The following is a 13692-nucleotide window of genomic DNA, read 5'->3' as shown; positions in this document are numbered from 1 at the left end:
CGGAGCCGCTAAGGTGTGGGCGCAACGTCACCTACCCGACACCGCTGCGGAGGTCACCGTGACCGACTCCCCCGACGCCGTGGCCGATTCGCCCGACGACGTCCCAGCAGACGACCAGACCGCTGCCCGGTCGGCCGAGACCGACGAGCTCTGGTCCGAGCTGCGCGTCGAACCGGTGAAGGTAGCCCTGCCCGGCGGCGACGTCGGCTACACCCTCCGGGCTTACCGGCCGGCGAGCGAGCTGACCCCGACCGAGGTGCCGGACGCCGAGGTGGACGAGGACGACCCGTTCGCCGCCCGGGAGCGGGCGCGGGCACAGGAGGAGGCCGAGCTCGCCGAGGCGGCCGAGGCCGCCGCCCTCGCCGGGGTGGTCGCCGACTCGGACACCGAACCCGACGACGAGGCGGCGGAGTCCGAGGAGCTGGAGGCTGACGAGGAGCCCGAGGAGTCCGACGAGGAAGAAGCGGCAGCGGCCGACGAGGAGGAGCTACCGGTCTTCCTCAGCCATCGGGGCCGGTTGTTGTTGTTCCGGACTCCCGAGTCGTTGGTGTCGTTCATCACCTCGGACGCTCCGCACGACCTCGCGCAGTTGGACACGTGGCCGAGCGTGGTCAAGCGGGTAAAGGCCGCCCACGTGGCGCCGACCGACGACGACACCTACGAACTCGACCTGGTGGTGGAGAACCTGCGTGGTGGCCACGATGCCTGGGACATCCCGCTGCTGGTCTCGGCGGGGGAGTTCGCCCGGGATGTAGGGTTCGCACTCCGGCTTACCCCGGTCATCACCGCACTGTCACCCGGGTCCCCACTGGACGACCTGGACGAGGCACTGCGGGCCACGGCCGGCGGTGGGTTCGGCAGCCTGTTCGCCCGCCGGCGGCTGCGCCGGGTCGGTGCCCAGCAGGCGAGCCTGGGTTGGCGCACCGTCATCGGGAAAATCGTTGCCGCCGTAGACTGGCATGACTGAGCTTCGGCAGCGAGGATCGACTGAGGCAACCGGGCCGGAGCTCCCACCACGTGGGTCAACGGGAGGAGGCGACACCGTGGCGCTCGTGCGGGTGTATTGCGGGCTGGCTGCGGCCTACCCGCCTCGGCGACTCGCCGTAGGCAGCTCTTCGCTTACCGCGACGATAGTGGACGATGCCGGCCGCACTCTCGATGTCTGTGACATTGGAGACGATCCGTACGGTTACGCGTACCTTAGTGCCTCGCTGGCCGAGCGCGCCACCGGACCATACTCGGTAGCGATCGCCGCCGACAGCGACCGACCGCTGGTGACCCGGCTGCTGGTCGCGGCGGGCTGGGCGCTGGCGATCGCCGACGATGCCAGCACCGACGACTTCGCCGGACGCTTCGGCGACCCGTACGGTCTCGGCCAGGATCACGGGCCGAGTCAGCGACGGGCACTCGGGCTGGCGCGGGCGCTGCAGGCGGGGGTGCTCTCCGCGAATCTGCTGCCGGTCGCAGACGAGTTGGGCGAGGTCAAGCCGGTGCTCGCCGCCCACAGCGCAGTCGCGACCGGGCGCCACGCCGCCACTGTGGCGCTGCGGGAGGTGCTCCGGGAGCTCTACCCCGCTGCCTTGCGCGCCTACCCGGATCCGGCCGACCCGGTGGCGCTCTCGGTGCTGGAGGCGTTCCCCGAGCCGGGCATGCTCGGCCCGGGTTCGGCCCGCAGCGTCGACACCACGACCATCGTCGACTCGGTCACCTCTCAGCTCAGCCGCTCCGGCGGCGCGGACGCCGGCACCGTCAACGAGGCGATCACCGCGCTGCGGGCGGCGATCGCGGAGACCCCCCGCCGGGGCGGGATCGCCCGGACCCTCACCGCCACCGTCGCCGAGACCGTCCAGCAGGCGGTCGCCGCCGTGCGCGCCTGCGACGCCGCCGGCACCACCCTGGTAAATGCGCTGGCGAGCCGGGCCGAGTCGTTAACCGCGAGTGACACCCGCGGCGATATCGATGCCCGGGCGCCACGCTCGCCGGGGGCATCGGTAGCCCAGGCGTTCCTCGGTGCCCGCCGCTCGGGCGGGGTTCCCGAGCAGCGCGGCGGCGGCTGGTCTCCTGAGCAGACCAGCGAGCCGGCCGCCCCGCCGCTGCCGGCCCGGGCGCCCGCTTCGGGCGCCCCGGTAGCCGCCGACGCGGGTTACCCCGGCCGTGGCCCAGGGCACGCCGCCAGCGCCCCACCCGCCCTCACCGGGTACTCCCCCTTCGGCGCCACCGCCAGCGACCCGCCCGCGATCGAGCCGCAGGCGCACAACCGGCCGGTGTCACCACCACCGCCCCCGCCGCCGGGGATCACCCCGATCCGGGAACCGGAGCTCACCACCCGGACCGGCCGCCGCGCGGCCGAGGCGGCGGCGGAGGGCGAGTCGGAGCCGCAACGGGTGCCGAACCCCCGCCCGGCGCTGGACCGCACCCCGTCGCGCGGATCCCGGAGCGAGTGGCCGACCAACCCACCCAACGACGACTGGGCGACCGCCACCCCCTACGGTCGCGCGGAGGAGAGCGGCGGCGGTTACGGCGGGTACCGCTCGGACGGTTACGGCGACCGGTGGCGGAGCCAAGAACCGGAGCCGGCACCGTCCTGGGCGCCGGACCCGAACGGTCTCGGCGACCCGCTCCGGGGCGAGCAGCCCCCGCCTGAGCAGCCGATGCTGCGGCTCGTCGAGCCGACGCTGCCGGAGGAGCTGCGAGAAGACCTCGGCTACCCCAGCGCCCGCGAGAGTGAGCCTGGTTCCCCACCGTTACGGCTGGTCGAGCCCGGCGGGGTCAACGGTGCCCCGCGGAGCGTGCCGCCGGTCGCCGCCGACGCCGAAGACGCGGACCTGCTGATCTTCGCCCAGACCCGGTCCGCCTGGTTCGACCAGGACCCGGCCGCCTCCTGGACCTCGGCGATGGACCTGGGCTGGCAGGCGGCGGAACAGGCAGCTGCGCAACCAACCGTCGGTGAACGCACCGATGCCGGGCTGCCTCGCCGGGTGCCGCAGACCAATCTGGTCCCGGGGGCGCCGCCCCTGCGAGAGGAGCGGCCACTCCAGGTGGTCCGCGATCCTAAGACCATCGCCGCGCACACCAGCGGCTACTTCAGTGGTTGGCGCAAAGGTCAGGAGATCGGGGGCTTCCCGCTCGGGAACCGACCCGCTCGCCGGGCCGCCGGGGCGTGGGAGTTCCACCGGGACGAGGACCGGCTTTCTGGCTGATACCGGGCCGGCTGCTGGCTGATGCCGGCCCGGTGGTCAGGCCGGGGTGGGTGTCCGGTGCCGACGCATGTTCAGGACGTACTCCACTAGCGTGATAAGCACGTTCTTGGTCGACTCGCGGTCTCGCGCGTCGCAACTGACCACCGGTGTCTCCGGCGACAACGCCAAGGCGTCCCGGACGTCCCGCAGCTCGTGATACTGCACCTTGTTGAAGTAGTTCACGGCGACCACATACGGCAGTTGCCGGTTCTCGAAGAAGTCGATCGCCGCGAAGCAGTCGGCGAGCCGGCGGGTATCCACCAGCACCACCGCCCCGATCGCACCGCGGACTAGTTCGTCCCACATGAACCAGAACCGGGTCTGCCCCGGCGTCCCGAACAGGTACAGGATCAACTCCCGGTCGATGGAGATCCGGCCGAAATCCATCGCTACCGTGGTCGTCGTCTTGCCCGGCACGTCGTCGATGTCATCTACGCCCACACCGGCGCTGGTCATGAGCGCCTCGGTAGTCAGCGGCGTGATCTCCGAGACCGAACCGACCAGGGTGGTCTTGCCGACGCCGAAGCCACCGGCGATGACGATCTTCGCCGAGGTCACCCGACTCGGCGTCGACTGGGATCTTCTGTCAGAGCCGTCGAAGTCCACTCAGCACCCTCTCCAGCAGTTCCGTACCCACGGTTTCGTTGTCATTGAGTAGCGCCGGCTCATACACCGCGACCAAGCCCTCCGCGGCCATGTCCGCGATCAGGACCCGGGCGACACCCAGTGGCAGTTGCATCCGTGCCGCGATCTCGGCGAGTGACTGCAGCCGGCCGTCACATAACGCCGCGATCCGTTCGTGCTCCCGACCATGCCCACCATTCGCTGCCCCTGAGCGTCCGCGGACCGTGGTCTCCACGAGCGACTCGAGGGCGATCTCCAGCCTGGGCCGGGTCCGGCCACGGGTGACCGCGTACGGTCGCACCAGCCCACTCGGCGGATCGTTGCGTTCGACCTGCATGGCCGTTCACCCCCTTCCTGACCCTCACCCGACCGGACGCCTCCCCATGGCCCTCGGTGCGACTCAGCCCATCATTCCCGCGGCTGTCCGCGGCGCCGGCGTCAACGCCTCGCCGACCCGGTCCACCAGGAGCGCCATCTCGTAGCCCACCTGCCCGACATCGCAGTTGCGGGCGGCGAGCACCGCGAACGACGAACCGTCAGAGATCGACATCAGGAACAGGAATCCGTTGTCCATCTCGACGACGGTCTGCAACACCGCCCCGCCTTCGAAGCAGCGGGAGGCGCCGACGGTCAGGCTGACCAGACCCGACGCGATCGCCGCGAGTTGGTCAGCCCGATCCCGGGGCAGATCGCGTGAGGCGGCCAGTGGCAGCCCGTCAGCGGACACCGCGATCGCGTGTGCGACCCCGGGGACGCGATCACAGAAGTTGGCCAGTAGCCAACCGAGATCCTGCATAGCTGTCATGCCCTTCGCTCCTTGCCAGCCTGTGTGGACTGTGATGCATCCGAGCCGGTCGACTCGTCGTCGGTAGTCTGTTCCCGTCCCCGTTGGACGCCTCGGTGGTACGCCGACAGCAGCCCGCGCACCGCCTCCGGAGACCTGCGCTGGGCCGCGGAGGCGGTCGGCTTCTCCACCCCGCCGGGAACCAGCTGCGCCATCGGTCGCCGTTTCGGCAGCCCGGCGGATGTCACCTCTTGCACACTCGCCTCCGCGGCGTGGGAGGCAGCGAGCCACCCGTCGTCGGCGACCGTCCGCCATCCAGGGTCCGCCGGCTGCTCTGAAGCCGGGGGGTCCTCTCGAGCGAAGTCGCTCCGCATCGTGTCACCCATCGCTGCGTTGTTAGCGGACGCACCGGCACCGGCTCCGGCCGGGGCGGCGGCGCCCGGGATCGTGGTGAGTTCGATCGTCTCACCGCCAAGGGTGCGGGCGCCGGCGACCGGCTCGCCGGCCGAGGCCGGACCTTCCGCCGAGCCGGTGTCGGCGGAATGCTCGGCCGGAGCCGGGCTGCCCGCACGGTCCGGGCCGTTGCTGGTCGGGCCACTGCTAGTCGGGCCACTGCTAGTCGGGCCACTGCTGGTCGGGCCACTGCTGGTCGGGCCACTGCTAGTCGGGCCATTGCCGGTCGGGCCACTGCTGGTCGGGCCATTGCCGGTTGGGCCGCTGCTCGCCGGCTCGGCCCGACGTGGCGCCGGCTTACTCCGGAACCACATCGACTCCAGCTCGTTGAAGATCGGCAGCTCCATGGTCTCCTGCGGCGGCGGCTGCACCACCTGGCCGGGCGCCGGCCCGGCGGCCGCCGGAGCTGGGCTGCTGGGCCTGGCCGCGGTCGGCGGCTGGGCTGATTCGCCGCCACTGCCGGCACCGCTGCCGAAGCTCCCGCCGCCGTAACTCCCGCTGCCGGGACCGCCGCTGCCGGGTGAGCCCGGCGACGCCGCACCTGCTTGACCCGGCCGCGGCCGCTGCGGCAACGGCGTGGGCTGCCGCGGAGACCGGGCCGTCGGGGCCGTGTCCGGCCCGCCCGGCGACGGACTCCCCGCCGGCGGTGCGCTGCCGGTCGGCACCGGCGTCGAGCTGCTCGGCGTCACCGGCGGCCAAGGCGGCGGCGCCGTGCCACCGTCGGTCGGGGTGGTCTGCTGGTAGGTCGGCTGCGGCGGACCGGCGGGTGGGCTGCCGGTCGGTTGGCGGGTCGGCAGCGGTGGGCCGGCCGGGGCGCCACTCGACGGCGGTCCCCCGGTCGACGAGTCGGTCGACGAGCCGGCACCACCTGGGTGGGCCGGGTCCGGCCGAGGGCGCGGGATCGTCGGGGGGTACTCGTCGTTCGTCGCTGGCGGCTGCTCCGGATCGCTCTGGAAGCTGCCCGGCCGACGCCGAGGCAGCGGCACCGCCCCCGAGCCCTCGGCCGCCCGGTCATGGGTCGATCCGTTGTGGTTGCTGGCGCCGGTCAGATCCGACCAGGCCGGCATGCTCCGGTGGCTGGACCCGCGGCCCGCTGCCGGCGGCGGCTCGGCGTGACTGGTGCTGTGCGCCCTTGGCGCGGAGGTCGACTCCGCCGGCCACGGCGCAGCGCTGCTCGGCTCCGGCTCGCCGGCTGGTTCGGCGAACGGCGGCGGTGAGAACGGCGGCGGCGGGTAGGAGAAGCCAGGCGACGGCGCTGGCCGGGTCGAGGGGGCCGGCGGCTGCTGGCGGTTGATCGCCGACGGCGCCTCCAACGCGAGCTGCTCACCCGGGTCGCTCGGTACCCGCCGGCTCAGGCTTCCGGGTTGTTCGGCAGGAACTCGCGGGACCAGCACCGATGGCGGGAGCGACACCTCTGCGATAACCCCCCGTTCGGAGGCGTGCCGCAGCTCCACCGTGACCTCGTGCCGGGCGGCCAACCGCCCGACCACGACCAGGCCCATCATCCGGGAGACCGCCACGTCCACCATCGGCGGCTTCGCCAGCCGGTCGTTGATCTCGGTCAGCTGGTCCGAGGACATGCCGAGGCCGTGGTCCTCCACGTAGAGGACCGCCCGATCGCCCACCCGCCGAGCCTCCACCATCACCAGCGACTCCGGGGGCGAGAAGGCGGTGGCGTTGTCCAGCAGCTCGGCGACCAGGTGCACCAGGTCGTTGACGGCGTGCGGTGCGATCTCGAGGTCCCGGTCGACGATGCCGAAGTCGACCCGCGTGTAGTGCTCGACCTCGGACTGCGCCGCCCGCAGTACGTCGATCAGTGAGGCCGGCTCCCGCTGCACCCGGGTGGAGTCGGCACCAGCGAGCACCAGCAGGTTCTCGTCGTTACGCCGCATCCGGGTGGCCAGGTGGTCCAGCTGGAAGAGCTCGGCCAGCCGGTCTGGGTCCTGCTCGCCGCGCTCCAGCCGGTCGAGGTGGTTGATCAGCCGGTCAACGAGGATCTGCGACCGGCGAGCGAGGTTGACGAACATAGTGGAGACCGAGGAGCGGAGCTGCGCCTGCTCGGCGGCGGTTCGTACCGCCTCCAGGTGGACCGCGTTGAAGGCCTCGGCGACCTGGCCGAACTCGTCCCGGCTGCGCACCGGCAGCGGTTCCGCGAGCTGCCCGGCCACCTGGGCGGGGGAATACTGGCTGGCCAGCTGCGGGTCGCGGAGCTGCGCCACCGCCTGCGGCAGGCCGTGCTGGGCCACCGCCAGCGCCCCCTGCCGGAGATCGCGCAGCGACCGCGCCATCGAACGCGCCACCAACCAGGCGAGCAGAATCGCGATCAGGAGCATCGCCAGCAGCGCACCGGTCTCCAGCAGCACCCGGCGCTCCACGTCACTACGCAGCGTCGCCGCTTCGTCGACGATGACCGAGTCGATGTCTTCCTCGACGCCCCGGAGCAGCTCACCGTGCGCGGACATCACCGAATCCCAGGCCTCGTCGTCCCACGGCGGGTCACCCAGCCGGGTGCTGTCGAGGCTGTCGAGATAGTCCTGGTAGAGCTGGGACTGCCGAACGTCGGAGCCCTCTAGCGCCTGGTCGAGGGTGGCCTGCTCAGCGTCGGTGGCGACCGCGGCGAAGCCTTCCAGCGCCTGCTCATGGCCGGTCCGGGCGCCGATGAACGAGTTCCGCAGATGCGGATGGTAGGCGCCGCGGATCAGCACCTCATGGCCGACCACCCGCTGCTGCGACAGCAGCTCCTTAGCCTGCGCGACCGACGCCGCGGCTCGCATCCGGTTGCCGAGATCGACATCGCCGGCGAACTGCGCGGTCGAGTCACGCATCGTGATCAGGCCACCGATCAGCTGTTCATAGCTGGCGGCGCTGTCGGTAAGCCCGAAGGTGCCGGCGTCGATCTGGTTGCGAGTCTGCGGCAGCACCGCGAGCTGACTGCGGATATCGGTCAACTGGTCCCGGAAACTGGCGGGCACATCGGTGATGGCCGAGCTCTGGCTCTGGAAACGCTGGTCGGCATCGTCGACCGCGGTCTGGACGTCGTAGTAGACGCTGACCAGCTCCTCGCGATCCGCTTCGTCTTCGGCGCCGAGCAACCGCACCGCGGCGGCTCGCTCTTCCTGCAGGTGGTGGACGAGTTCGCCGGAGATCCCGGACAGATTGGCCAGCACCCGCGCCCGGTCCGCGTTGTTCGCCGTATCGATGTGCCCGAGTAGCCCGTTGGTGCCGACCACGATCGTGGCGAGCGTCGGCACGATCATGATCAGCCCGAGTTTGGACCAGATCGGCAGGTCCCGGAACCGGCGCCACGGTGCGGCGCCCGACGCATCCTCTGTTGGTCTGCCCGTCGGCCGCTCGCTCACGTCACCACCCTCCCGCAGCATTGGCCCTCCCCGAGCACCTTTAACCCCCGACCGGTCGCGGTCGGACCTCCGCGATTCCATCACGCCCGGCCAGAAAGAGAAAGCCCCAGCCACCGTGGAACTAGATTATGAGCAGGCGCCGCTGCGCCGCCAGGTCCGGCCACCGAGCCGACCCCAGGTGGACCATTCGGACATATCCGATTGATCGCGTGTGATCAACCGGCGAGCTTCGCGTACCCAGGCTTGATGACATCGTTGATCAACGCGAGACGCTGGTCGAACGGGATGAAGGAGCTCTTCATCGCGTTCACCGTGAACCACTGGAGATCGGCCAGTTCGTATGAGAAGGCCTCCACCAACAGGGCCATCTCCTGCGACATCGTGGTGCGACTCATCAACCGGTTGTCTGTGTTGACGGTCACTCGGAAGCGAAGGTCATGCAACAGGCCGATCGGATGCTCGGCGATCGAGGCGACCGCCCCGGTCTGCACGTTGGACGACGGGCACAGCTCCAGCGGAATCCGCTTGTCCCGCACGTAGGCGGCGAGCCGCCCCAACTGGGCCCGGCCGTCGGCGTCCCAGGTGATGTCGTCAACGATCCGCACCCCGTGCCCCAGCCGGTCCGCGCCACACCACTGAATCGCCTGCCAGATCGAGGGCAGCCCGAACGCCTCGCCGGCGTGGATCGTGAAGTGGAAATTCTCGCGCTGGAGATACTCGAAGGCGTCGAGGTGCCGGGTGGGCGGGAAGCCCGCTTCCCGGCCGGCGATGTCGAAGCCGACCACCCCATGGTCGCGGTAGCGCACCGCCAGCTCGGCGATCTCCATGGACCGGGCGGCGTGCCGCATCGCGGTCAGCAGGGTGCCGATCGTGATGCCGGGGCCGCCGCGGCCGGCCACCTGAGCAGCCCCCTCCGCGAACCCGGCCAGCACCGCCTCCACTACCTGCTCCAGGGTGAGCCCCAGGGCCAGATGCTGCTCCGGCGCGAATCTGACCTCGGCGTAGACGACGCCGTCGGCGGCCAGGTCAACGGCGCACTCGGCCGCCACCCGGCGCAGCGCCGACTCGGTCTGCATCACCCCGACCGTATGCACGAAGGTCTCCAGATACCGCTCCAGTGAACCGGAGTAGCTCGCCTCGGCGAACCAGATCCCGAGCGCCGCCGGGTCGCCGACCGGTAACTCGTGGCCGATCTCCTCGGCCAGCTCGACGATCGTCTCGGGCCGCAGGCCCCCGTCGAGGTGGTCGTGCAGGACCGCCTTGGGGGCGGCCCGGATCTGCTCATAACTGGGGCTCGTAGCGGGTGCGACCATGGCCCCGACCCTATCTGAGGAGCGTCCCATGCTCGCCGACATACTCCCGTACCTGCGGTGTCCGCACTGCGACCAGGAATTGACGGCCGACCGTACCGGTAGGGCGCTGCACTGCTCCGCTGGCCACAGCTTCGACCTCGCCCGACAGGGGTACGCGCCGCTGTCTCGTGCCCCGATCCGCCACCCCGGCGACAGCGCCACGATGGTGGCCGCCCGGGAACGGTTTCTCGCCACCGGGGCGTACCAGTTCCTGGCGAACGCGCTCGCCGCCGCAGCCACTACGGCGCCGACCGCCGTGGGGCCCGCCGACGGCGAACCCGAACTGGTGGTCGAGGTAGGGGCCGGGACCGGGTACTACCTCGCCCGGGTGCTCGACGCCCGACCCACCGCGGTCGGGTTGGCGCTCGACAGCGCCAAGCCAGCGCTGCGCCGCGCCGCGCGCTGCCATCCACGCGCCGGCGCGGTCCTCGCCGATGCCTGGCAACGGCTTCCAGTCGCCGACCACTCGGCCACGCTGCTACTGAACGTGTTCGCGCCCCGCCACGGCGCCGAGTTCGCCCGCGTGCTCACCGAGCAGGGGCGGCTGCTGGTGGTCAGCCCCGGCCCGGACCACCTCACCGAGCTGGTCGACCGGCTCGGCGACGCGGCTGGGGTACGCCTGCTCGGGGTGGCCGCGGAGAAACCGGCGCAGCTCTCGGCCGCGCTCGGCCCCTGGTTCCACCCGATCGGGGAAGAACTCCACACTCGACGGCTGCGGTTGACCCGGTCACAGGTGGCGGCGCTGGTTGCGATGGGTCCGAGCGGTGCGCACACCGAGCCGGCCGCACTTGAGCAGGCCGTGGCTAGACTGCCTGACCCGCTCCAGATAACCGCTTCGGTGCGGCTGAGCCGCTACGCCCCCCGTTGAACCGCCTCGGCACATTGAGCCGCCCCGTCACGTTGAACGGCCTCGCCATCAGGTCGACAGGTCGATCTCTTCCCAGCCCCGCGGCGGCCCGTGGTACGGGCCGAACAACAGCACCGCCCACTCCAACGCCCACCGGCGTTGCCCGACCGCGTGCGAGTCCACCATCCCCGGCAACGGCATCCGCTGTCGCTCCGCCTCCAGGTACGCCCAGTCGAGGCAGTAATACTGGTCGAGCATGGCCGCCGCCTCCTCGGCCGGCCGGGGAGCGAAGAGGCTCCGCGACCGCCACTGCGCCATCGTCTCGGAGCGGGGCAGGTCAGGCAGCGACCGCATCAACCCGTCGTCAGCGGGTTGGCTGGGGTCCAGATGCTTGGCGACCCCGAGCAGCCACATCAGGGCGAAGATCGCCTCATGGTGGAGCGCCAACGCCCGCCGGTCGCCCTTGTCCGCCATCACGAACTGCCACTCGGGCCGGGTGACCGCGTCCAGCAGATGCGCGTTGAGCAACCAGCTCATCGCCAGCTCCTGGGGCATGCCGTAGCAGCGGGCCAGCACGATGTTCAGCACTGCCGCCCGCGCCTCCAGCTCGGCCGGAGAGCGCAGAGCGACTCCGTCGCCGCGCTCCCACACCAGCGGGAACTGCGGCGACGGCACCGGCAGCCAGAGGCGTTGCAGCTCCTCCAGGCTGGCGGCGCGCACTGCGCGGGGGTCCGGAGCGGGTACGGGTGCCAGCGCCCGCCTCCTCATCGGCTCGGGGGGTCAGGGTGGGGGGGGTCAGCGACCGGGTAGCCGGGAAAGGTCCGTTGGCCAGGGAGCCTACTCGGAGCGCCCCGACCGACACAGCCCTGGTGGGGGGTGGATCTCTACCGGGCCTACCGGTCCGCGGTCACCCGTTCGATCACCAGCGAGGGCGCTGGTGGTTCGGACCCGACTTGGAAAGCCGCCGCCGCCACCGCCCGCGCCGCCGGCAACGTCGCCGGATCGTCGGTGCGCAGCTCACAGAGAGCGTCACCGACCCGTACCGGATCGCCGACCCGGCGGTGCAGCAGCACCCCGGCGGCGGCGCTGACCGGATGTTCCTTCCGGGCCCGGCCGGCGCCGAGCCGCCACGCCGCCTCGCCGATCGCGAACGCATCCACCTGGGACACCACGCCGTCGGCGGCGGCCCGGATCTGTTCGGTCTCGGCCGCCGCCGGCAGCGGCGCGTCGGGGTCGCCGCCCTGGGCTCGGATCATCCGGCGCCAGACATCCATCGCCCGCCCATCGGCCAACGCCGCCGCGGGGTCGGCGTCGGGCAGGCCGACCGCGGTGAGCATCTCCCGGGCGAGCGTGACGGTCAGCTCCACCACGTCGGCGGGCCCGCCACCAGCGAGCACCGCCACCGACTCGGCCACCTCCACCCCGTTGCCGACCGCGTACCCCAACGGGGTGTCCATGTTGGTCAGCAGCGCGACCGTCCGCACCCCGTGGGCTGTGCCCAGCTCGACCATTGCCCGCGCGAGCTCGCGGGCGGCCGGCACCGACTTCATGAACGCCCCGGATCCGACCTTGACATCGAGCACCAGTGCCTGGGTACCGGTGGCGATCTTCTTGCTCATGATCGAACTGGCGATCAGCGGGACCGACTCCACCGTGCCGGTGACGTCCCGTAAGGCGTACAGCTTGTGGTCGGCTGGCGCGAGCGAGCCGCCCGGTGCGCAGATCACCGCACCGACGTCAGCTAGCTGGGTACGGAACTCGTCGCGGCCCAGCGAGGCCCGCCAGCCGGGGATCGCCTCCAGCTTGTCGAGCGTGCCGCCAGTGTGGCCGAGCCCCCGGCCAGAGAGCTGCGGCACCGCCGCGCCGCAGGCCGCCACCAGCGGCGCCAGCGGCAACGTGATCTTGTCGCCGACGCCCCCGGTGGAGTGCTTGTCGACGGTAGGCCGGGGCAGCCCGGTCAGGTCCAGCCGCTCCCCCGAGCTGATCATCGCCTGGGTCCAGCGGGCGGTCTCGGCCGTGGTCATCCCGCGCAGCAGGATCGCCATCGCTAGCGCGGCCATCTGCTCGTCGGCGACTTCGCCGCGGGTGAACGCGTCGACCACCCAGTCGATCTCGGCGTCGCGCAGCACCCCACCATCCCGCTTGGTCCGGATCACCGACACCGCGGAGAAGTCGCTCATGAGCGGCCCTTCAGATCATCCGGACCGAACGAGTCGGGCAACAGGTCACCGAGGCGCCGCGGGGCCGGGTCCGCGTCCACCAGACACTCCGCGCCACCATGTTCGAACAGCAACTGTCGGCAACGGCCACAGGGGGCCAGCGGGGCGCCGTCGCTGGCCAGGCAGGCGACCGCGAGCAGTCGCCCGCCGCCGCCCGTGTGCAACGCCGAGACCAACCCGCACTCGGCGCACAGGGTGAGACCGAAGGAGGCATTCTCCACATTGCACCCAGTGACGATGCGGCCATCGTCGACCAACCCGGCGGCGCCCACCGACAGGCCCGAGTACGGCGCGTACGCCTGGGCGGCCACGAGCAGGGCCGCTCGTCGCAGGGCGTTCCAGTCCACCTCGACCATGCGCTGAACTACCGGGTCACCAGAAGACCGCGACCGCGGCGTTGACCAGCGTCAGCCCGATGATCGCGAAGAAGTGGCCGGGGTTGACCTGTTCCCGCTTCCGGGAGAACCACACCATGATCAAGATAAGGATGGCGAGCACCAACTTGACCACGAGCTTGGCCGGGTGTGGCTCGTCGCCGTCGCGCAGCGGCGCCGAGAGCCCGATCCCGGTCACCACCTGGATAATCGCGCCCCAGAGCATCGCCTGGTTGATCCGGATCGGCCCCCTCAGATACTGGGCGACCGCACCACCCAGCAGCAGCGCAAAGCCGATCAAATGGGCGTACAGCAGAATCAGCCTCAAGATCTCCACATCGCCACCTTGCCATATCTTCCGAGATCCGCAGACGGGGTGGGCACACGGCGCCGGGTACGTGGCCGGGAGCGGCTCTGTGCACGTACGTGCATAGGCCACAT

11 protein-coding genes and 1 pseudogene are annotated in these 13692 nt (G+C 71.3%); 3 read left to right on the top strand and 9 right to left on the bottom strand.

The genetic code is table 11. The features are described from left to right. Nucleotides 1-13: 13 nt before the first annotated feature. Together JQS43_RS03765 and JQS43_RS03760 are read left to right on the top strand one after the other, a co-directional pair. Nucleotides 14-967 (top strand): DNA primase, encoded by a 954-nt coding sequence (locus tag JQS43_RS03765; protein ID WP_239677661.1) that lies wholly within the window; start codon nucleotides 14-16, stop codon nucleotides 965-967. 76 nt (nucleotides 968-1043) lie between these two features. Beyond that, on the top strand, nucleotides 1044-3200 hold the full coding sequence (locus JQS43_RS03760; RefSeq protein WP_239677660.1) for a transposase: 2157 nt from the start codon (nucleotides 1044-1046) through the stop codon (nucleotides 3198-3200). A 36-nt stretch (nucleotides 3201-3236) separates the two neighbouring features. Here the strand turns inward: JQS43_RS03760 and JQS43_RS03755 are convergent, their stop codons facing one another. The 5 genes from JQS43_RS03755 to JQS43_RS03735 all read right to left on the bottom strand — a co-directional run bounded on the left by JQS43_RS03755 (nucleotide 3237) and on the right by JQS43_RS03735 (nucleotide 9772). Beyond that, on the bottom strand, nucleotides 3237-3845 hold the full coding sequence (locus tag JQS43_RS03755; RefSeq protein ID WP_239677659.1) for a GTP-binding protein: 609 nt from the start codon (nucleotides 3843-3845) through the stop codon (nucleotides 3237-3239). Beyond that, entirely contained in the window at nucleotides 3826-4200 is a 375-nt protein-coding gene (locus JQS43_RS03750) for a DUF742 domain-containing protein (protein WP_239677658.1), read from the bottom strand. The genes JQS43_RS03755 and JQS43_RS03750 overlap by 20 nt, the downstream gene beginning before the upstream one ends. A gap of 63 nt (nucleotides 4201-4263) precedes the next feature. After that, nucleotides 4264-4668 (bottom strand): roadblock/LC7 domain-containing protein, encoded by a 405-nt coding sequence (locus JQS43_RS03745; protein WP_239677657.1) that lies wholly within the window; start codon nucleotides 4666-4668, stop codon nucleotides 4264-4266. Beyond that, nucleotides 4665-8459 (bottom strand): sensor histidine kinase, encoded by a 3795-nt coding sequence (locus JQS43_RS03740; RefSeq protein WP_239677656.1) that lies wholly within the window; start codon nucleotides 8457-8459, stop codon nucleotides 4665-4667. The genes JQS43_RS03745 and JQS43_RS03740 overlap by 4 nt, the downstream gene beginning before the upstream one ends. 215 nt (nucleotides 8460-8674) lie before the next feature. After that, complete coding sequence (locus JQS43_RS03735; RefSeq protein WP_239677655.1) at nucleotides 8675-9772, bottom strand: adenosine deaminase; 1098 nt, start codon at nucleotides 9770-9772, stop codon at nucleotides 8675-8677. A 28-nt stretch (nucleotides 9773-9800) separates the two neighbouring features. On the opposite strand from JQS43_RS03735, the gene JQS43_RS03730 reads away from it, so the two are divergent. Further along, nucleotides 9801-10679: a putative RNA methyltransferase gene (locus tag JQS43_RS03730; RefSeq protein ID WP_239677654.1), complete on the top strand. Its 879-nt coding sequence runs from the start codon at nucleotides 9801-9803 to the stop codon at nucleotides 10677-10679. 48 nt (nucleotides 10680-10727) lie between these two features. On the opposite strand, the gene JQS43_RS03725 is transcribed toward JQS43_RS03730, so the two are convergent. The 4 genes and pseudogenes from JQS43_RS03725 to JQS43_RS03710 all read right to left on the bottom strand — a co-directional run bounded on the left by JQS43_RS03725 (nucleotide 10728) and on the right by JQS43_RS03710 (nucleotide 13588). Beyond that, a complete protein-coding gene (locus tag JQS43_RS03725; RefSeq protein ID WP_239677653.1) occupies nucleotides 10728-11426 on the bottom strand; it encodes a DUF4272 domain-containing protein in 699 nt (232 codons plus the stop codon). A gap of 125 nt (nucleotides 11427-11551) precedes the next feature. Then, the gene (locus JQS43_RS03720; RefSeq protein ID WP_239677652.1) at nucleotides 11552-12838 is read right to left on the bottom strand and encodes a thymidine phosphorylase; all 1287 of its coding nucleotides are present in this window, start codon (nucleotides 12836-12838) and stop codon (nucleotides 11552-11554) included. Nucleotides 12839-12846: 8 nt separating this feature from the next. Next, nucleotides 12847-13233 (bottom strand): annotated as a pseudogene (locus JQS43_RS03715) (cytidine deaminase); the annotation flags it as partial. Nucleotides 13234-13249: 16 nt separating this feature from the next. After that, entirely contained in the window at nucleotides 13250-13588 is a 339-nt protein-coding gene (locus tag JQS43_RS03710; protein WP_239677650.1) for a hypothetical protein, read from the bottom strand. Nucleotides 13589-13692 lie beyond the last annotated feature (104 nt).

Source organism: Natronosporangium hydrolyticum, from assembly GCF_016925615.1.
GTDB lineage: Bacteria > Actinomycetota > Actinomycetes > Mycobacteriales > Micromonosporaceae > Natronosporangium > Natronosporangium hydrolyticum.
Note: the sequence above shows the minus strand (reverse complement) of the source record. Positions and strands in the feature narration are given on the sequence as shown.

Coding starts and splice junctions, on each gene's coding strand:
- JQS43_RS03750 (WP_239677658.1), bottom strand. CDS start 4,200: ATGCAGGTCGAACGCAACGATCCGCCGAGTGGGCTGGTGCGACCGTAC.
- JQS43_RS03745 (WP_239677657.1), bottom strand. CDS start 4,668: ATGACAGCTATGCAGGATCTCGGTTGGCTACTGGCCAACTTCTGTGAT.
- JQS43_RS03735 (WP_239677655.1), bottom strand. CDS start 9,772: ATGGTCGCACCCGCTACGAGCCCCAGTTATGAGCAGATCCGGGCCGCC.
- JQS43_RS03730 (WP_239677654.1), top strand. CDS start 9,801: ATGCTCGCCGACATACTCCCGTACCTGCGGTGTCCGCACTGCGACCAG.
- JQS43_RS03725 (WP_239677653.1), bottom strand. CDS start 11,426: ATGAGGAGGCGGGCGCTGGCACCCGTACCCGCTCCGGACCCCCGCGCA.
- JQS43_RS03720 (WP_239677652.1), bottom strand. CDS start 12,838: ATGAGCGACTTCTCCGCGGTGTCGGTGATCCGGACCAAGCGGGATGGT.